Here is a 17,965-nt window from a genome sequence, read left to right on the forward strand (position 1 = left end):
TCTAGTCCAGCAGAAGCAGCGCGGTGGGCGCGTCCGCCGACGTGTTGGCCAGTTCCTCGAACTCACCGACGTTGTCGATCTCGGTACCCATCGAGATGTTGGTGACCCGCTCCAGAATGATCTCGACTACAACGGGAACCTTGTGCTCGTTGGCCAGAGTCCTGGCCCGCACGAGCGCCTCACCGATGAGCTCGGGCTCGGTGACCCGAAGCGCTTTGCACCCCAGGCCTTCTGCCACCTGGACGTGGTCGACGCCGTACCCCTTGGGGATACCGGGCTGAGTGTCCAAGGTGTCCTGGTGGTTGATGTTGTCGAATCCCAGCTGGACGCAGAAGTCCATGTCGAAGGCGCGCTGCGCCTGCCGGATCAGTCCCAGGTACGAGTTGTTCACCACCACATGCACGTACGGCAGATTGAACTGCGCACCGACAGCCAGCTCCTCGATCATGAACTGGAAGTCGTAATCGCCGGACAGGGCAACGACATTCGCGGTCGGATCGGCAGCCACCGCACCCAGAGCCGCAGGGATCGTCCAGCCGAGCGGGCCGGCCTGCCCGCAGTTGATCCAGTTGCGGGGGGAGTAGACGTGCAGGAACTGACCGCCCGCGATCTGCGAGAGCCCGATGGTGCTGATGTAGCGGGTATCCCGATCGAAGACCTTGTTCATCTCCTCGTACACGCGCTGAGGCTTGATCGGCACGTTGTCGAAGTGAGTGCGGCGATGCATCGTGCGCTTGCGCGTCGCACAGTCCTCGACCCAACCGGACAGGTCACGCAGCGTGCCTGCGGCACGACGCTCCTCGGCGACGGCCACGAACTGCTCGAGGGCGGCCTTGGCGTCGGAGATGATGCCGTAGTCGGGCGCGAAGACGCGTCCGATCTGGGTCGGCTCGATGTCGACGTGGACGAACTTCCGGCCCTTGCGGTATGTGTCGAGGCCGCCGGTATGCCGGTTGGCCCAACGGTTTCCGATGCCGAGCACGAAGTCCGAGGCCAACATGGTCGCGTTGCCGTATCGGTGCGCGGTCTGCAGACCGACCATGCCTGCGGCGAGGCGGTGGTCGTCCGGGATGGTGCCCCAGCCCATCAGCGTCGGGATGACCGGCACGTCGAGGATCTCGGCGAGCTGCACGAGCAAGTCCGACGCATCGGCGTTGATGATGCCGCCGCCGGCCACGATCAATGGGCGCTCGGCAGCCAGAAGCATGTCGATGGCCTTCTCGGCCTGAGCACGCGAGGCGACGGGCTTGTGCACGGGCAGCGACTGGTACGTGTCGGGATCGAAGTCGATCTCGGCCAGCTGCACGTCGATGGGCAGATCGATCAGTACCGGACCGGGGCGACCGGACCGCATCAGATGGAACGCCTGCGCAAATGCACCGGGAACCTGGGCCGGCTCGAGCACCGTCATCGCCATCTTGGTGACGGGCGCAGCGATCGATGCGATGTCGACGGCCTGGAAGTCCTCCTTGTGCAGCCGCGCAACCGGAGCCTGGCCGGTGATCGCGAGGATCGGAATCGAGTCGGCCATGGCCGAATACAGCCCGGTGATCATGTCGGTACCGGCCGGACCGGAGGTACCGATACAGATACCGATGTTGCCCGGTGCGGCGCGGGTGAAGCCCTCCGCCATGTGCGAGGCACCTTCGACGTGGCGAGCCAGCACGTGCCGGATGCCACCGTGATTGCGCATCGACGCGTAGAACGGGTTGATCGCAGCACCGGGCAGGCCGAATGCAGTTGTTGCACCTTCGAGTTCGAGAATCTTCACTGCGGCATCGGCCGCGCGCATCCTGGCCATGTCAGTTGTCCTTACCTGTGATCGAGGAGCCCGAGAGCCGAGCGACACCGCGGTACAGCGCCGAATGGTCCAGTCCACCATCACCGTTGGCGCGGGCGGAGGCCATCAGCTGTGCCAGCACCGCGCCCATCGGAATCACGACGCCCGCTTCACGCGCAGCCGAGGTGACGATGCCGAGGTCCTTGTGGTGCAGGTCGATGCGGAAGCCAGGCTCGAACGAGCGGTCCAGCATCTTCTGCGCCTTCTGGTTCAGCACGGCCGAACCAGCGAGGCCGCCCCCGAGAACTTCCACCGACGCAGCCAGATCGACGCCGTAGGCCTCGAGGAACGCAATGGCCTCCGCGAGCACCTGAATGTTGCCGGCCACGATCAACTGGTTGGCCGCCTTGACCGTCTGCCCGGATCCGCTCGGACCCACGTGCACGACGGTCTTGCCGACGACGTCGAGAATCGGCTTGGCCGTGGCGAAGTCGTCCGCGCTGCCACCGACCATGATCGACAGAGTCGCGTTCTCGGCACCGGCCTGTCCGCCGGATACCGGGGCGTCGAGGATACGGAACCCGCGCGAGGACGCGTCGGCCGCCAAGGTGGCGGTGACGTCGGGACGGATGCTGGAGAAGTCGATGATCAGCGCGTCGCGTCGAGCATTGTCGAAGACACCGCCCTCACCGGTGAGAACCTCCTGCACGTCCGGAGAGTCGGGAACCATGATCGCGACGATGTCGGCGTCGTGGACGGCTTTGGCGATCGAGTCGGCCGCGGTACCGCCGGCTTCGACGAGGGGGCCGGTGCGGTCGGGCGTCAGGTTGTAGCCGACCACCTGGTGGCCTGCTTTGGCGAGATGAACGGACATGGGGCTGCCCATGATTCCGAGGCCGATGAATGCAATGGTGCTCATATCAATCCCTACTTGGTAGTGGTGCCGGTGGAGAGAGCCAGCTGGAGCCAGTCGAACGTGTTCTCGCGGGTGGCTTTGTATTCGAGTCCGACGTAGCCTTCGTAACCCCGTGCTGCCAGACCGGTGAGCTGTCCGCCGAGATCGAGGCTGCCGGTTCCCGGCTCGCCGCGGCCCGGGGAGTCGGCGATCTGCACGTGCCCGATCAGGTCGTGGTGTGCCTCGAGTGCTGCGGGAACGTCCTCTCCGTTGACGGCGAGGTGGTAGAGGTCGGCGAGCAGGCGCAGGTTGTGTACGTCCTGCTCACGGGCTACGCGGCGGATAGTGGCGACGGCACCGGCAGCGGACTTCAACGGGTAGGCGGGCGCGCCGCTGACGGGTTCCACCAGCACGACGCCGCCGATCTTCGCTGAAGCTCTACCTGCGGCGGCCAGGTTCTCGATGGCGACCTCGTCCTGATCCAGCGGATCCACACCGTCGATACGGTTGCCGTACAGGGCGTTGAAGGCCCGGGTGCCCAGCTGCTCTCCGATTCCGACGGTGACGTCGATGTTGTCGCGGAACGCCTGCACTTGGGCCGGATCGGAGAGGATCCCGCGATCCCCGGCGGGCATGTCTCCCGCGGCGAAGTTCAGGCCGGTCAGCTGTACGCCCGCATCCCGGACGGCCGACACGAATGCAGCGACGTCGGCATCGGACGGGACCGGGTTCGAGAACGGCCACCAGAATTCCACGGCGTCGAACCCCGCGTCACGAGCACGCTGCGGGCGATCGAGCACGGGCACATCGGTGAAGAGAATGGAACAGTTGACGGTGTACTGGAGTCGAGAGTCAGCAAAGGGGTTCATGCGCAGTGCCTTTCAGTTCTGAGGTTGCGGCAGTCCGCGGTATCGACGCCAGCTGCCGGCGTAGGTGATGTCGGTCAGCTCGTCCGGTTGCGCGTCGAGCACCCCGGGGCGTAGGCCGACGCCGAGGACGGAACGCCCGTCCTCGAGCGCAACCACGGTGAGCTCGAGCTCCGGCGGTTCGTCCGGGAGGAACGCGGTACGGATGTCGTCGAGCGGAATGTCGTACAGCTCGCCTTCGATGGCCGCACCGGCGGTGTGATCGAGCAGCAGCGCCGGGAATTCGTCCCGTACCGAGAAGAACCGGTAGTTGGGCGTGGTGCGCACCGTGCCCACGAACGGGTGCGAGGAGACGTTGTGGTGCAGGCTACCGCCGCGCATGGCACCGCCATTGCAGAAGAGCTCCGTCATGAAGTCGTTCCTTTCGGAGTCGAGCGGACCAACTGAAAGTCCGTAATGCGGAATTTGAATTCCGTTTGTTCGACCGAGTGTGGCGTGCGCCACGTGGTCCTGTCAAGACCCGGTGTGGGCCCGTGCGCCCAATGCCCCGCTGCTGCAACGAGAAAGCCCTCTCTCGCGGCGGGCCACACATCGACCCTTGACACCGGTTGTGATCGGTGTCACGCTCGTTTGGTGGAATCAACATTTCGTAATGCGGAATCGCGACTGCGCGGTCCCGACGCGACGACCGAATTGAACGAGGCCCCCGAGGCCGAAGCTGCTCGAATCCTGTCGCTCTGCCTGGACGTTCCCCGTTGGGTGAACGAGGTTCTACGGCACCGACCGTTCGTCGACGACCGGTCCCTTCGCCACGCCATCACCCACGCCGCATCGCCACTGACGGCCGACGAAGTACACCGAGCACTCGCGGTACATCCGCGCATCGGCGAACGGCCCGAGGGTGACGACGCCAGCGCTCGCCATGCGAGCACCGAGCAATCCGGCGTGGACGTCTCGGACGAGAGCATCGAACAACGCCTGCGAGCGGGGAACCTGGCCTACGAGAAGCGCTTCGGGCAGGTGTTCCTGATCAGGGCAGCCGGCCGCGACGCACATGACGTGCTGAAGGCCCTGGACAGCCGACTCGCCAACGACCGCCGAACCGAAGCTGCGGTAGTCGAGCACGAACTGCGAGAGATCGCGGCAGTGCGCGCGACAGGAAGCCTGGGCAATGCCTGACCACCGCAGCCACGTGACCGCTCACGTACTCGATGCCGCCAAAGGAATTCCGGCGCAGGGGATATCGATCTCTCTGACCGACGCTACCGGCGCCCAGGCAGCCCACGCCGTCACCGACGAACAGGGCCGAGTCTCCTCACTCGGGCCGAGTGAACTGACACCCGGAACCTATCGCCTCACCTTCGACACCGGTGCGTACTTCGCGGCGCAGAACACCGAATGCTTTCACCCCGAAGTTGTCGTCACCTTCGAGATCACCGCACCCGACCAGCACTACCACATCCCACTTCTGTTGAGTCCTTTCGCTTTCACCACCTATCGAGGGAGCTAGAACCCATGACCATCGTGCTCGGAGCAAACCAGTACGGCAAGGCCGAATGCAGGCTCGTCCGCATCGACCGCGAGACGCCCCGCCACCGCATCACCGACGTCAGCGTCACCTCACAGCTTCGCGGCGACCTCGACGCTGTCCACATCGAAGGCGACAACGCCCACGTCGTCGCCACGGACACCCAGAAGAACACCGTCTACGCCTTCGCTCGCGACGGCATCGGCGCGATCGAGAACTTCGCACTCCGTCTGGGCGCGCACTTCACCGGCAACTTCGATTGGATCAGCGGTGGACGCTGGGAGATCGAGCAGTACCAGTGGTCACGTATCGCGAACGGAAGTGACGGATACGACCACTCGTTCGTCAAGGCGAGCGACGAGAAGCGGAACACGATCGTCACGGTCGACGGCGACGACATCTCCATCGTCTCCGGAGTCAGCGATCTTGTGGTCCTCAACTCCACGGCGTCGGAGTTCTGGGGTTACCCGAAAGACCGCTACACCACGCTGAAGGAAACCACGGACCGAATCCTGGCCACCTCGGTCAGCGCCCGCTGGCGGTACCTCACCACCGAGCTCGATTTCGACAAGACCTTCGACGACGTCCGTTCGATCATGCTCGATGCCTTCGCGTCCACTCACTCTCTTGCGTTGCAGCAGAGCCTGTTCCAGATGGGCAAGCAGGTTCTCGAAGCACACCCGGAGATCGGCGAGATCAAGTTCTCGATGCCCAACATCCACCACTTCCTCGTCGACCTCGAGCCGTTCGGACTCGACAACCCCGGTGAGGTCTTCTACGTCGCGGATCGCCCCTACGGTCTGATCGAGGCCACGGTGGAACGCGACGATGCCCCGGACGCAGGCCGCGCCTGGGATACCGTGCCCGGATTCTGCTAGGAGCGAGACGACATGAAGCTGACGAAACGCACGCCGACCAAGACTCATGCGCCGCACGATCCCGCCCGTCCCGAGGACGAGCGGTTGTCGATCGGCAGGTCGTACGTCTACGGATTGCAGCACATCCTGACGATGTACGGCGGTGTCATCGCACCACCCCTGATCGTCGGCGGCGCAGCGGGATTGACCGGCACCGAGATCGCACTGCTGGTCTCGGCCGCGCTGTTCGTCAGCGGAGCGGCCACGTTGCTGCAGACACTCGGAGTACCCTACTTCGGTGCGAAGTTACCTCTGGTACAGGGAATTTCGTTCGCGTCCGTCTCGACGATGGTGGCGATCGCGAGCGGCCCGGGCGGACTGAACTCGGTGTTCGGAGCCATCATCGCCGCCGGTGCCATCGGCATCCTCATCACCCCGTTCTTCAGCAAGATCGTTCGCTTCTTCCCACCGGTGGTGACCGGCACGATCATCACCGTCATCGGCATCTCGCTACTGCCCGTTGCGGTTCGGTGGGCCATGGGCGGAGATCAGCAGGCCACCGATTGGGGCTCGATGTCCAACATCGGTCTCGCGGCATTCAGCCTCGTGGTGGTTCTGCTCGTCAGCCGACTCGTGCAGGGCACACTCTCGCGCTTGTCGATCCTCATCGGCATCATCGTCGGCACGGTGTTCGCGGTCCTCGTCGGCAAGGCCGATTTCTCCGGTGTGAGTGACGGTGCCATCTTCAGCTTCCCCGAGCCGTTCGCGTTCGGAGCACCGACATTCCAGGTGGCGGCCATCATGTCGATGGTGGTCGTCATCCTGGTGATCATGACTGAAACCACCGCCGACATCCTGGCCGTCGGTGAAATCGTCGGCACCGAGGTCGATGCCCGACGCGTCGGCGACGGCCTGCGAGCAGACATGGTCGCCACCACCATCGCTCCCGTGTTCGGCACCTTCCCGGCCAGTGCGTTCGCCCAGAACGTCGGACTCGTGGCCGTCACCGGGATCAAGAGTCGCTACGTCGTCGCAGCCGGCGGATCGGTGCTGCTGTTCCTCGGACTCTTTCCCATCCTCGGGCTGGTCGTCGCATCGGTGCCGTTGCCGGTGCTCGGCGGTGCGGGCATCGTGCTGTTCGGCTCGGTGGCGGCCAGCGGCATCCGGACGCTGTCCAAAGTCGAGTTCGACGGCAACCTCAACCTCGTCATAGTGGCGGTGGCCATCGGATTCGGTGTCATTCCCATCGCCGTACCGGGCTTCTACGCCGCGTTTCCCGACTGGGTGCACGTGGTGCTCGACTCGGGTATCAGCGCCGCGAGCATCGTGGCCGTCGTACTGAACATCCTCTTCAACGTCGTCACCCGTGGCCAGAAGCCCTCACCCTCGGTGGTGACCGCTGCACCGCCGGTGGCGACGCGGCATCACCAGTAGAGTCCTTCGGGACGGGTACGACTACGACGGTGCGAGGTGGACTGTGGCGGCAGGTGGCGGGGTGCAGTCCGTGGAGCGCGCGTTCGAGCTGCTCGACATCATGGCCGCCTCCGGTGGATCCATCGGGATCAGCGAACTCGCCGAAGCGACCGATCTGCCGATGCCGACGGTGCACCGACTGATCGGCACACTGGTCTCCCTGGGCTACGTCAGGCGCTTACCGTCACGCCGATATGCATTGGGCACCAAACTCATTCGATTGGGCGACAGTGCCTCCAAGCTCATCGGTGGATGGGCCAAGCCGTATCTCGCAGAGCTGGTCCGGATCACCCACGAGACGTCCAACATGGCCTTTCTCGAGGACGACATGGCGGTCTACGTCGCGCAGGTGCCGTCGGAGCACGCGATGCGGATGTTCAACGAGGTCGGTCAGCGCGTGTTGCCACATTCCACCGGCGTCGGCAAGGCATTGCTGTCGCAGTTGGACGACGACGCCGTCCGCGCGATCGTCGGCCGCCTCGGCATGACTCCCCGCACCGTCAACACGATCACCACCCTCGACGCGTTGCTCGCGGATCTCGCGCTGATCCGCGAACGCGGCTACGCGATCGACGACGGCGAGCAGGAGGTAGGGGTGCGCTGCTTCGCCGTCCCGGTACTCGGCGCTCCGACACTCACGGCGATGTCCATCGCGGGGCCCTCGGCTCGGGTCACCCTCGAATCGGCCGAACAGTTCGTACCCCTGCTGATCTCGGCGGCCGAGCGACTGGCCAAGGATCTCGCGAGCAACAATCCAGCGCCTTGATTGCGCGGTCACAACCACATACCAGTGGTAACAGCGCCGTCAGAGAAGCATCGACGCGACTGACGCGTCCGGGCTTTCGTCGAGAAGCGAAAGCCGGTCTGGACGGCGTGCGGCGAGTGCGGTCGTCGAGAAGCTGGCTCCCGGCGTTCCCACTGGCACCAGCACAAATGTATCGTCGGTGTATCTGAAACCGCATACGCGGCGACAACAGGGAATTGCCTTAACTCTAGGCATGGCCAATACAGAATCAGCACTGCCTACGGCACTCCATGCTCGACCGCAGGAGTCTGCAGTGGCTACGGCATCGGGCTTGACAGTTTACGGATGTGGCCGAGACGAGGCGGCCCTGTTCAGCGAGATGGCGCAACGCCATGGAGTTGCGCCGGTCTTCACAGACGAACCGCTGTCCGAGGCCAACAGCAGATTGGCGGAGGGCAACCGCTGCATCAGCATCGGGCACAAAGACAGAGTCACGAACCCCGCACTCCTGGCGCTCAGTCGGTCCGGTGTCGAGTACATATCCACCAGGAGCATTGGGTACAACCATATCGATTGTTCATACGCTGCGAGTGTGGGCATTTGCGTCGAGAATGTGGCGTATTCACCCGACAGTGTTGCCGACTACACACTCATGCTCATGCTGATGGCGGTACGAAATGCAAAATCGGTCATCTGCCGTGCAAATACTCACGATTTCAGGCTGAGTGAGGTATGGGGTCGGGAACTGCGCGACCTGACCGTCGGCGTGATCGGCGTAGGACGCATCGGTCGAGCGGTCATCGAGAGGCTCTGGGGTTTCGGGTGCCGGATACTGGCCTACGACAATCTTCCCACCAGCGCGGCTGACTACGTTTCTCTCGATGAATTGTTGGGGGAGAGCGACATCGTCACTCTCCACACGCCATTGAATGCGGATACGCACCATCTTTTGAATTGCAGGCGCATTTCGAGAATGAAGCGCGGCGCGTTCGTCATCAATACCGGCCGTGGCTCGCTCATCGATACGAGTTCCCTTGTCGACGCTCTCGAGGACCGCAGATTGGGTGGCGCGGCGTTGGATGTCCTCGAAGGGGAAGAAGGAATATTCTATGCGGACCGGAGGAGTACTCCCATAGAGAGCGCGCCGTTCCTGAGGCTACACAAATTGCCGAACGTCGTCATTACTCCGCATGTTGCTTATCGCACCGACCATGCTTTGAATGACATGGTCGAGAATTCGATTCTGAACTGCTTGAATTTCGAGAGAGGCAACGGGTGCCAATAAAATTGACGCCAGATAGCAGAGGTACCTCAGCTTTGACGTTCTATTTGTTGGGAGGCGTCCGATGAATGCAGACTTTGTGGCTGTAGACACGACGATTTCCGGCATTCGATGGAATTCCAAGTATGCTACATCGGACAACTTCACCGGCGACGTTGTCGATGGCTACGGAACCAATCGGATCATTGGCACGAAGGCGTTGTGCTCAGCGTTGGGGACAGCGCAAGAAAAGGCCGCTTCGGCGGGCTTCGGCCTACTGCTGTGGGACGGCTATCGCCCGCGCCGCGCCGTTGATTGCTTTTTGCGTTGGTCGCAAAAGCCTGAAGACGGACGGACAAAATTGCGGCACTACCCGAATATCGACAAGACCGAGATGGTCGAAAAGGGCTACGTCGCTGCAATGTCGGGCCACAGTCGGGGGAGCACCGTGGACTTGACACTTTATGACCTGTCCAGCGGTGATCCCGTTCCCATGGGAGGTGATCACGATCTGATGGATCCGATCTCACGCCATGGCGCACCGGGCATCACGGTGGTCGAAGGAAGGAACCGGCAGCAGCTGCGTTCGATCATGGAAGATTGCGGGTTTGTTCGATACGACTGCGAGTGGTGGCACTACACATTGAAAGACGAGCCCTTTCCGAACACCTACTTCGATTTCCCCATTGAGTAGCCGAGGCCGGCAGAGACCCGGAACCGGTGTAAGGGACGTGGCGGTGCCGCGGATCGTCGTCGCCGGTGGTCATTCGGCGGGGCACATCGAGCCCACGATGAACTTTGCCGATGCGTTGCGCCGAATGGAACCTACCGCCGAAATCACCTCCCTCGGTACCGTCCGGGGGCTGGACACCACTCTGATCCCAGTACGCGGCTATCCTCTCGAGCTGATTCCGCCGGTTCCGTTGCCGCGCAGGCTGAACTGGGATCTAGCTCGAATGCCTGGGCGGCTGCGCGAATCGGTGAATGCGTGTGTTGCAGTGCTCGACCGCGTGAAAGCGGATGTCGTGGTTGGCTTCGGCGGCTACGTGGCCGCACCGGCATATATCGCTGCTCGCAAGTGCGGGCTGCCGATCGTCGTCCATGAGGCGAACGCCCGGCCTGGGATGGCCAACCGGCTCGCAGCCTTGATGACCACACATGTGTTCACCGCTGAGTCGGGTGCCCGGTTGGCTCACGCTTCTGCCATCGGCATCCCGCTGCGACCGGCTATCGCTGGGCTGGATCGAATCGCACTGCGTACCGAAGCCCGGGCACGGTTCGGATTGCACCCGGACGGGCCGGTTCTGTTGGCCACCGGCGGTTCGCAGGGCGCCCAGGCAATCAATGCCGCGGTGGCCGGCGCGATCGCACCGCTTCGAGCGGCCGGGGTGCAGGTGTTGCACATCACTGGGTCGCAGCACGTGGTCGACGTGCCGGACAGCGCCGCCACCGAGGTGCCGTATGTTGTGGTGTCCTACGTCCACGAAATGCAGTACGCATATGCCGCAGCCGATCTCGCGATCTGCCGCTCGGGGGCCATGACGTGCGCCGAATTGACAGCAGTCGGTCTACCGGCTGTGTACGTTCCGTTACCGCTGCGCGGCGGCGAGCAGCGGCGCAACGCCGAGCACATTGCTGCTGCCGGCGGGGCGATACTTGTCGACAACTCCGATCTGACCGCACAGTGGATCGAGACCAACCTGATCCCGATTCTGACAGACCGCGAGCGGATTGCGGCGATGTCGGTCCACTCGTCAGTGGCCGGGACACCCGATGCGGACATCGTTCTGGCCAGGCATGTCCTCGACGTGATCGCAGCGCGCCGTCTCGATAGCTGAACGGCCGGTTGGCGATCCGATCACGCGTCACCGTCCGATGTGCGGTGGCGCGAGCGGTAACTCGACTGTGACGTGGAGTCCTCCGTCCGCTCGGGGTGCGAGAATCAGACTGCCGTCGTGCGCGTGGACAATGCTCTTGACGATGGCCAGGCCGAGGCCGACACCAGCATGATCGCTACGTATGCGTTCGTTGCCGCGTTGAAACGGTTTGACAAGCGTGGAAACGGCCTGGGCGGTGAGCTTCTCGCCGGTGTTCTCGACGGTGAGCATCGCTGACTTGGACTCAGCACTGGTCGTTACCCGCACAGTGCCGCATTCATTCAGATTGTGAACGATCGCGTTGTGCACGAGGTTTGTTGTCACCTGCTGCAGGAGCGCGTGTGAGCCGTAGGTAGGGGAAGTGTCTCCGGAGGCCTCCATAGTGACCTGCCGTTCTTCGGCAAGAGGAAGAAGTGTTTCGATGGCCTCCTCCGCCGTGAGGGACAGGTCGACATTCTCACGGACGAAAGACCGTTGGTCGGCGCGACTGAGTACGAGCAGTGCCTCGGTGAGGTTGATCGCTCGAGTATTGACGTTGTGCAGCAGTGCGATCAGTTCGCCGGTGTCGCGCTTTGGATCACTACGGGCGACGTCGAGCAGTGTTTGCGTGATCGCCAAGGGCGTGCGCAGTTCGTGTGAAGCATTGGCGGCAAACCTCTGTTGCTCGGCGTCGTGCGATTCGATTCGCGCGAGCATGGTGTCGAAGGCGTCGGCCAGTTCGCGGAACTCGTCTCTACGCCCGTCCAACTGAATTCGGTGAGACAGCGACCCGCTCGCGGCAAGCCGCGTGGCATTCGTGATCTGGTTGAGCGGAGAAAGCACGCGTCCGGCAAGGAACCATCCGCCCACGACACCGAACACGAGCAGAATCAGCAGTGCCCATACGACTTTCGGCCCGAAGGCGCTCAGAAGCTCGGAGCGGTTGGGGCCGCTGCCGGGTGCCCTGGTTCGGTCCGCGCGATCCGGCACGTAGCGCAAGAGAAAGACCCAAACCACCCCGAGTAACAACGCGCACGCCATCATGAGGAACCCGACGTAGCTCAGCGTGAGTTTGAGTCGGACGCTCAGCCCACCTGCCCTATCCACGCTTTGGTTCTTCGACTGTGGAGCCCGCGTCGGTGTCGATGCGATATCCGACGCCCGGCACCGTGGCGATCAACCAGGGTTCGCTGAGGCGTTTACGTAGCGCCGAGACGGTGATTCGTACGGCATTGGTGAACGGGTCGGCGTTCTCGTCCCACGCTCGTTCCAGTAGTTCTTCGGCGCTGATGACTCCACCCCCCGCCGCCACGAGGACTTCGAGTACGGCGAACTGCTTTCTGGTGAGAGCGACGTAACGGCCGTCGCGATACACCTCGCGGCGGAACGGATCCAGACGCAGACCCGCGATCTCGTGCACGGGTGGTCTGCTGTAGGCACGTCTTCGGTCGAGGGCCCTGAGTCTGAGAACGAGTTCGCGGAGGTCGAAGGGCTTGGTGAGATAGTCGTCGGTACCCAACTCGAACCCGGATGCCTTGTCGTCGAGCCGGTCCGCCGCCGTGAGCATGAGGATTGGCAACCCGCTGCCGGACGCCACGATGCGTTTGGCGATCTCATCGCCGGATGGCCCGGGAATGTCGCGGTCGAGGACGGCGATATCGTAGGTGTTGATGCTCAGCAGTTCCAAAGCGGTGTCGCCGTCGCCGGCGATATCGGCCGCGATGGCCTCCAAGCGCAGCCCGTCACGGATCGCCTCTGCCATGTACGGCTCGTCTTCGACAACTAGAACACGCATGGCCGTGATCCTATGAGTTCGCGTATATCGTCGGCGTATGTAATCGGGCCGCCGAATCGACCTCGATGTCCAGTAATTTTATGCGAGCGGCGATGGTACGTCTACGGCGTTCGTGTGATCACGATTCCGCGCTGTGCGTGAAATTGCTCGAATTTCCCTATCGGTAGCGATACCGAATCCGAACTGTAGGAGTAGCCCGATGGGTTGTGGAAGCGCACAACCTTCTCCTCCACCGCGTAGATCAGCACCAGATGCCCTCCCCGGTGCGACGCCATGGTGGCAGGGTCGCGAATCTCGGGCGACACTGAAGCGATCATGACCTGCCCAGGCCGAACATGTCGAACAGATTGGCGAATCGGTGTGCGCTCGACAAGTTGGCAGGCAAATCCGAATTGTTCTTCGACCCACTCGATGAACGGCCGGTAGAGCAGTCCGTGAACTTTCCCAGACGGTTCGAGTAGGTAGCACCCCCGTTCGAGGGCTTGATCGAGCAGCTCGCCCATTGACAACCGAACGTCGGTCCAACCATGGAGTAGCGACTGCAGACACGCCAAGCCGCATACCTTTCGCGACCAGAACAGGTACTCGTCGCTGGAGCGGTATCCATCGGCTGCCCAATCGGGAAGGTCCCATGGATCAGTACCCCGTAAGAAAACCTCCAGCCCAGAGGGGCCTGTGCGTCGCATGACGACCTCGTCGTTCTGTTTCAGATCCCCCCACTGCGAGACACAGTGCAGAACCTCATCACGTGACCGGAGAGTCGATATCGGCATCAATCGCTCCTGTCTGATCCGGGAGATGCCGCCCTCGCGATGGCGCTGTTCATCGTTCTTTCCGGTGCGACGCCATGGTGATGAGTCTGTCGATCACGTTCGACAGCGGGAGCCCGGCGGCCGCCATCATCCTGGGGTAGCGGCTGTACGAGGTCATGCCCGGCATAGTGTTGACCTCGTTGAGCACTACCTGCCCGTCGTTGGTCAGAAACATGTCCACTCGCGCCAGTCCTGTGCACCCGAGAATGCGGTAGATCTTTTCGGCGGTTTCTTGAACGAGTCGGCGTGAGTGGTCCGGGATGTCCGCAGGAACGACGAATGTCGAGTTCTCCGAACCGGTCTCGGGGGAGTCTTCCTGATGAATTCGGAAGAATCCGTGTGAAAGGTCGACGCGGTCCACCTCGCCCACTATCAGGCCGGACCTCTCACCGAGGACCGCGCAGCCGATTTCGCTGCCTGTGACGGCCTCCTCGATGAGCACTTTCGAGTCGTACTTTCGGGCCAAGTCGATGGCGGTGATGAGCTCGGCCTGGTTGGCTACTTTGCTTACTCCGAAAGATGAGCCCGATCGGGCGGGTTTGACGAAGACGGGATAGCGAAATTGGTTGGAGTCGACGTTCTCGTTCTCCGTGACAACCCAGAAGTTCGGTGTGGCGATCTCCGCGGACTTGGCGACGACATAAGCCAAGGACTTGTCCATGCACAGCGCTGAACCCTGGATGTCGCAACCGACATAGGGAATACCAGCTAGTTCCAACAGGCCCTGGATCGCACCGTCTTCACCGAGCTTTCCGTGCAGCAGGGGAAAGACGAGATCGAGGCGCACGGTCTCGTACTCCCCGTGCTTCATGACCAGCAGACCGTGAACAGCCCTATCGGGCGAGACCACGGTTGGAATACCAGTGCCGCTCTCCCACCCTTCGTCCGGGCCGTCGCACAACAACCAATCTCCACCTGTCGTGATGCCGATCCAGAACGGGTCGTATTTCTCCGCGTCGAGGCTACTTGCGACCTCTCGCGCCGACTTGACGGAAATGGGGTGTTCTTCACAAGCCCCTCCGAAAATGATTCCGACTTTGATCCGCGTCGTCCGATGTGCCTGCGCCTGCCGCGGCGCTGCGCAATCACGTTTTCCTTGGGTCACACCCCGGTCGTCGTAGGTCATACCGCCATCCAAGACGGAAGGGTGTTGCCAAAACGTATGCGATTATCGATACGCAGACGAAATGTCGTTCATGCCTTCGGACCACGGTAGGTTTCTGCCGCCACCGGCAGGTCCAGGACTACGAATGTTTTCGCCGAATCAGGACGAGGTGCTCTCCGGAGAAGTCGATCGAGGCTGATCCCGCAACACCTTCGCATCACGCGCGAACGCTGTGACCTCCTCGGTCAGCCACACGTGCGCCGGAACTGCGCCGCCGAGTAGTTCGCGAGCCAACGACGGCGAGTCCCCGATCGGAACGTCGCTCCCCGCAATGATGATGTTCCCGTAGCGCCTGCCCTTGAGCATCGCCGGATCCGCGACGATTGCCGTGTGCGGAAAGATACTTCCGATGGTCGACGCCTCCTGCTTGGCGAGCGACAGGTCCCGGCGGTCACCGCAGTTGACGACGTACATACCGCCGGGTGCGAGGACGCGTCGGACATGGGTGGTGAATTCGGCGGTGAGCAGCGGGGCCGGAGTTGTGGCTCCGGCGAACACATCTCGCACGATCAGGTCACGACTGTTCTCGCTCAAGGTCTCGGTGACCGCCCGAGCCTCACCGACTCGGATGCGAAGCAGAGGTGCCCGCGGTAGGTCGAACCATTCACGAACAAGCTCCGAAAGCTTCCCGTCGAGTTCCACGACCACCTGACGCGCACCGGGAAACTCGGCGGTGAACGAGCGTGCGAGCGTGCAGGCCCCGCCCCCGAGATGCAGCGCGCGCAGCGGGAAGGTCGAATCCCATTGCGCACGTACCAATCCCGAGATCCACCGCATGTACTCGAACTCGAGCACGGTGGGGTCGTTCATGTCGATGTGTGAACTCGGAACATCGTTGACGTTGACGACCCACCCGTCGTCCGAGAAGGTATCTCGCACCAATTCACAGGTGCCCGAATCGATCTCGAACACACCGGGTTGCAGAGCGCCGGTTGACGCCGTCGCCCGCTTCCTACCCATGGGAGTCCTCGAGCCGAAAGTCCTCGAAATCGAATCCGGGAGTGACGATGCAGCTCACCAGGCTCGGTTCGTCGCCCACCGGCTGCGCCCGCTGCCACACCGACGGAGGCACGATCTGCTGCGGAGATTCGGGCGAAACCAGCAGCGAGGTCGCGTCACCTGGCTTGTCCCCTGCACCGCCGAGATCCAGCTGCACTGGACTGCCTCGGTGGTACAGCCACATCTCGGTGCCGCGAACGGTGTGCCAGGCCGACTGCTGACCGGGCATCAGCAGGAACAGGATTGCCGTACCTGCCGCGCGCGGGCCGGGATAACCGTCGGGCAGAGATGTCTGTGGAATCGTGACCTCGCTGCGCCAGGTCTCCTTGAACCAACCACCCTCCGGGTGGGGTGCAAGGTCCAGGCTCTGAGCCCAGTCGGGCAGCGATGTCATGCCGGCAAGCCTAGTCAGCCGAGATCTGAACCCGGAACCTGTTCCGTTCGGTATGCAGGCTCCACAGCTGCTCGGCGAGAGCCTCGGGGCTCTTCTTCGGATCGCTACCGTCGATGGCACCACCGATGATCAACTGCGACACCTGGATTCCCTCCTCGGCCAACTCCTCGTTGAGCAGCTGCGCGTACGCCGCCTGGCCTGCGAACGCGATGGACGTGCCGGTGACCGTACGACCGGGCTTCACCGCAGAGCCGCCGTTGACGAACAGGATCGTGCCTTTGTTCTCGCCGAGGAATCGCATTCCCGGTAGCACCTGATGGACGGCAGCGATCGGTCCGTAGATGGAGAACTCGACCGGGCCGACCATGTCGGCCGGGGTGGTCTCGAGTACGGGCCGCATGAAGTCCTTCTGCGGAAGCGGGCTGTACTGCAGCACCTCGATGGGACCGAGTGTTTCGGTGACCTGCTCCAAGGCCGACGCGATCGAGGCCGGGTCGCGCACATCGGCGGCGAAGCCCTTCGCGGATACACCGTCGGCCGCCAGCTGATCGGCGAGCGAGTCGACACGGGACTGGTTGCGGGAGATGAGGCCGACCGAGAAGCCCTGCGCGCCGAACTTGCGCGCCACTGCTGCGCCGAGACCTGCACCTGCTCCGACTATTGCTATCGATGTCATGTCGAATGCAAGGACCGACGATCCTCGACTATTCCGACGACCTCCTCGAGCAGGGCCTCAGCACTCCCGTGCAACGCCGTGACATCCCCGGTCCAGCCGAGCACCCGCAGGGCGGCCTCGGCGATCCCCGCCGCATCCGCCGTCGGGTCTCGGCGCCCGTTCTCGCGGTCTGCACGCGCGTTCACCACGGTCTCCACCAGGCGAAACGGCAGGTCTTCTGTGCCCGGTCGACGCTCGGAATCGAGTTGGACCAGGGTGTCCGACGCGATGGCCGCATACAGACTCATCAGCGTGTACCGATGGTCACGGAAGGTCTCGAAGCGCTCGCTGCGCAGCTCGGGCAGGAGGTAGAGCGCGCCCAGATTCCATGTCGATGCGGCGAGCTGCCCGGCGTCGAAGTAGGCGAGCGCGTACATCTGGGTCGAGGCCTCGGTCCCGGAATCACGGATTCGCTGCGCAACGGCCAACGGCGCGTCGACGGTGCCGCTGAGAAGTGCGTCGAGGATGTCGTCCTTGGTGGCGAAGTGGTGATAGAGCGAGGCCTGACGCAATCCGACGGCCTCGGCAATGACGCGAGTCGAGGTGTTGGTGAAGCCGCGAGTGGTGAACAGCTCGGCCGATGCGTCGAGTATCTCCTCGCGAGCGGTGTCGCCGGGCCGCTTCTTCGTGCTCAATCTCGGTCTGCCTGCGCCGGTCATGGCCCCATCTTGTCAGGTCGACGTGTCGGTGAGATTTCTGTCATCTGATCGAAATAGACGAAACGAGCTTGTTGCACGACGGTCACCGCCCGGGAACGGCGGCGCCGAAAACTATCAACTGACAGAAACCCGCCTCGGCGATGCAGCGGGCGGTCACTCACCACC

The 17,965-nt window shown here is 63.0% G+C and carries 20 protein-coding genes; 8 read left to right on the top strand and 12 right to left on the bottom strand.

Translation table 11 applies throughout. From position 1 onward, the window contains the following. Position 1 precedes the first annotated feature (1 nt). The 4 genes from gcl to CH305_RS07470 are packed head-to-tail and all read right to left on the bottom strand — an operon-like array spanning position 2 to position 3,952. Positions 2–1,801 (bottom strand): glyoxylate carboligase, encoded by a 1,800-nt coding sequence (gene gcl / locus CH305_RS07455; RefSeq protein ID WP_094703290.1) that lies wholly within the window; start codon positions 1,799–1,801, stop codon positions 2–4. Between the two features lies 1 nt (position 1,802). After that, complete coding sequence (locus tag CH305_RS07460) at positions 1,803–2,699, bottom strand: 2-hydroxy-3-oxopropionate reductase (protein WP_032402223.1); 897 nt, start codon at positions 2,697–2,699, stop codon at positions 1,803–1,805. A gap of 8 nt (positions 2,700–2,707) precedes the next feature. After that, positions 2,708–3,544, bottom strand: coding sequence for a hydroxypyruvate isomerase family protein (locus CH305_RS07465; protein WP_094703291.1), 837 nt, complete (start codon positions 3,542–3,544; stop codon positions 2,708–2,710). Between the two features lie 12 nt (positions 3,545–3,556). Then, positions 3,557–3,952: a gamma-glutamylcyclotransferase gene (locus tag CH305_RS07470; RefSeq protein WP_032385160.1), complete on the bottom strand. Its 396-nt coding sequence runs from the start codon at positions 3,950–3,952 to the stop codon at positions 3,557–3,559. A 222-nt stretch (positions 3,953–4,174) separates the two neighbouring features. On the opposite strand from CH305_RS07470, the gene uraD reads away from it, so the two are divergent. The 8 genes from uraD to CH305_RS07510 all read left to right on the top strand — a co-directional run bounded on the left by uraD (position 4,175) and on the right by CH305_RS07510 (position 11,243). Beyond that, positions 4,175–4,720 carry a 2-oxo-4-hydroxy-4-carboxy-5-ureidoimidazoline decarboxylase gene (uraD, locus tag CH305_RS07475; RefSeq protein ID WP_256983596.1) on the top strand — a complete coding sequence of 182 codons (546 nt, stop codon included), beginning with the start codon at positions 4,175–4,177 and terminating at the stop codon, positions 4,718–4,720. After that, positions 4,713–5,051, top strand: coding sequence for a hydroxyisourate hydrolase (uraH, locus tag CH305_RS07480; RefSeq protein WP_032402224.1), 339 nt, complete (start codon positions 4,713–4,715; stop codon positions 5,049–5,051). The genes uraD and uraH overlap by 8 nt, the downstream gene beginning before the upstream one ends. Positions 5,052–5,056: 5 nt before the next feature. Continuing rightward, positions 5,057–5,947, top strand: coding sequence for a factor-independent urate hydroxylase (gene pucL / locus CH305_RS07485; protein ID WP_032402225.1), 891 nt, complete (start codon positions 5,057–5,059; stop codon positions 5,945–5,947). Positions 5,948–5,959: 12 nt separating this feature from the next. Further along, complete coding sequence (locus CH305_RS07490; RefSeq protein ID WP_094703293.1) at positions 5,960–7,360, top strand: nucleobase:cation symporter-2 family protein; 1,401 nt, start codon at positions 5,960–5,962, stop codon at positions 7,358–7,360. Positions 7,361–7,403: 43 nt separating this feature from the next. Then, positions 7,404–8,165, top strand: coding sequence for an IclR family transcriptional regulator (locus CH305_RS07495; protein WP_037151915.1), 762 nt, complete (start codon positions 7,404–7,406; stop codon positions 8,163–8,165). Between the two features lie 232 nt (positions 8,166–8,397). Beyond that, positions 8,398–9,429, top strand: coding sequence for a D-isomer specific 2-hydroxyacid dehydrogenase family protein (locus tag CH305_RS07500; protein WP_094703294.1), 1,032 nt, complete (start codon positions 8,398–8,400; stop codon positions 9,427–9,429). Positions 9,430–9,490: 61 nt separating this feature from the next. After that, positions 9,491–10,099, top strand: a complete 609-nt coding sequence (gene vanX / locus CH305_RS07505; RefSeq protein WP_094703295.1) for a D-Ala-D-Ala dipeptidase VanX — start codon at positions 9,491–9,493, stop codon at positions 10,097–10,099. Between the two features lie 37 nt (positions 10,100–10,136). Continuing rightward, positions 10,137–11,243 carry a glycosyltransferase gene (locus CH305_RS07510; protein ID WP_094703296.1) on the top strand — a complete coding sequence of 369 codons (1,107 nt, stop codon included), beginning with the start codon at positions 10,137–10,139 and terminating at the stop codon, positions 11,241–11,243. Between the two features lie 27 nt (positions 11,244–11,270). Here CH305_RS07510 and CH305_RS07515 read toward each other — a convergent pair whose 3' ends face one another. From CH305_RS07515 to CH305_RS07550, 8 genes are all read right to left on the bottom strand, one after another. Then, complete coding sequence (locus tag CH305_RS07515) at positions 11,271–12,368, bottom strand: HAMP domain-containing sensor histidine kinase (RefSeq protein ID WP_094703297.1); 1,098 nt, start codon at positions 12,366–12,368, stop codon at positions 11,271–11,273. Then, complete coding sequence (locus CH305_RS07520) at positions 12,361–13,056, bottom strand: response regulator transcription factor (RefSeq protein ID WP_094703298.1); 696 nt, start codon at positions 13,054–13,056, stop codon at positions 12,361–12,363. The genes CH305_RS07515 and CH305_RS07520 overlap by 8 nt, the downstream gene beginning before the upstream one ends. 101 nt (positions 13,057–13,157) lie before the next feature. Next, positions 13,158–13,331 carry a hypothetical protein gene (locus CH305_RS28995; RefSeq protein WP_179278222.1) on the bottom strand — a complete coding sequence of 58 codons (174 nt, stop codon included), beginning with the start codon at positions 13,329–13,331 and terminating at the stop codon, positions 13,158–13,160. A gap of 547 nt (positions 13,332–13,878) precedes the next feature. Further along, positions 13,879–14,973, bottom strand: coding sequence for a D-alanine--(R)-lactate ligase (gene vanA, locus CH305_RS07530; protein WP_256983603.1), 1,095 nt, complete (start codon positions 14,971–14,973; stop codon positions 13,879–13,881). Between the two features lie 159 nt (positions 14,974–15,132). Then, positions 15,133–15,993 carry a spermidine synthase gene (locus CH305_RS07535; RefSeq protein WP_094703300.1) on the bottom strand — a complete coding sequence of 287 codons (861 nt, stop codon included), beginning with the start codon at positions 15,991–15,993 and terminating at the stop codon, positions 15,133–15,135. Next, positions 15,986–16,426, bottom strand: coding sequence for a cupin domain-containing protein (locus CH305_RS07540; protein WP_094608831.1), 441 nt, complete (start codon positions 16,424–16,426; stop codon positions 15,986–15,988). The genes CH305_RS07535 and CH305_RS07540 overlap by 8 nt, the downstream gene beginning before the upstream one ends. 10 nt (positions 16,427–16,436) lie before the next feature. Further along, positions 16,437–17,102 (bottom strand): SDR family NAD(P)-dependent oxidoreductase, encoded by a 666-nt coding sequence (locus CH305_RS07545; RefSeq protein WP_094703301.1) that lies wholly within the window; start codon positions 17,100–17,102, stop codon positions 16,437–16,439. Further along, complete coding sequence (locus CH305_RS07550) at positions 17,099–17,800, bottom strand: TetR/AcrR family transcriptional regulator (protein ID WP_037151922.1); 702 nt, start codon at positions 17,798–17,800, stop codon at positions 17,099–17,101. The genes CH305_RS07545 and CH305_RS07550 overlap by 4 nt, the downstream gene beginning before the upstream one ends. Positions 17,801–17,965: the final 165 nt, after the last annotated feature.

Origin of the sequence: Rhodococcus sp. 15-649-2-2 (genome assembly GCF_002258645.1) — a bacterium.
GTDB lineage: Bacteria > Actinomycetota > Actinomycetes > Mycobacteriales > Mycobacteriaceae > Rhodococcoides.

Coding starts and splice junctions, on each gene's coding strand:
- gcl (WP_094703290.1), bottom strand. CDS start 1,801: ATGGCCAGGATGCGCGCGGCCGATGCCGCAGTGAAGATTCTCGAACTC.
- CH305_RS07460 (WP_032402223.1), bottom strand. CDS start 2,699: ATGAGCACCATTGCATTCATCGGCCTCGGAATCATGGGCAGCCCCATG.
- CH305_RS07465 (WP_094703291.1), bottom strand. CDS start 3,544: ATGAACCCCTTTGCTGACTCTCGACTCCAGTACACCGTCAACTGTTCC.
- CH305_RS07470 (WP_032385160.1), bottom strand. CDS start 3,952: ATGACGGAGCTCTTCTGCAATGGCGGTGCCATGCGCGGCGGTAGCCTG.
- uraH (WP_032402224.1), top strand. CDS start 4,713: ATGCCTGACCACCGCAGCCACGTGACCGCTCACGTACTCGATGCCGCC.
- pucL (WP_032402225.1), top strand. CDS start 5,057: ATGACCATCGTGCTCGGAGCAAACCAGTACGGCAAGGCCGAATGCAGG.
- CH305_RS07490 (WP_094703293.1), top strand. CDS start 5,960: ATGAAGCTGACGAAACGCACGCCGACCAAGACTCATGCGCCGCACGAT.
- CH305_RS07500 (WP_094703294.1), top strand. CDS start 8,398: ATGGCCAATACAGAATCAGCACTGCCTACGGCACTCCATGCTCGACCG.
- vanX (WP_094703295.1), top strand. CDS start 9,491: ATGAATGCAGACTTTGTGGCTGTAGACACGACGATTTCCGGCATTCGA.
- CH305_RS07520 (WP_094703298.1), bottom strand. CDS start 13,056: ATGCGTGTTCTAGTTGTCGAAGACGAGCCGTACATGGCAGAGGCGATC.
- CH305_RS28995 (WP_179278222.1), bottom strand. CDS start 13,331: ATGGCGTCGCACCGGGGAGGGCATCTGGTGCTGATCTACGCGGTGGAG.
- CH305_RS07535 (WP_094703300.1), bottom strand. CDS start 15,993: ATGGGTAGGAAGCGGGCGACGGCGTCAACCGGCGCTCTGCAACCCGGT.
- CH305_RS07540 (WP_094608831.1), bottom strand. CDS start 16,426: ATGACATCGCTGCCCGACTGGGCTCAGAGCCTGGACCTTGCACCCCAC.
- CH305_RS07545 (WP_094703301.1), bottom strand. CDS start 17,102: ATGACATCGATAGCAATAGTCGGAGCAGGTGCAGGTCTCGGCGCAGCA.
- CH305_RS07550 (WP_037151922.1), bottom strand. CDS start 17,800: ATGACCGGCGCAGGCAGACCGAGATTGAGCACGAAGAAGCGGCCCGGC.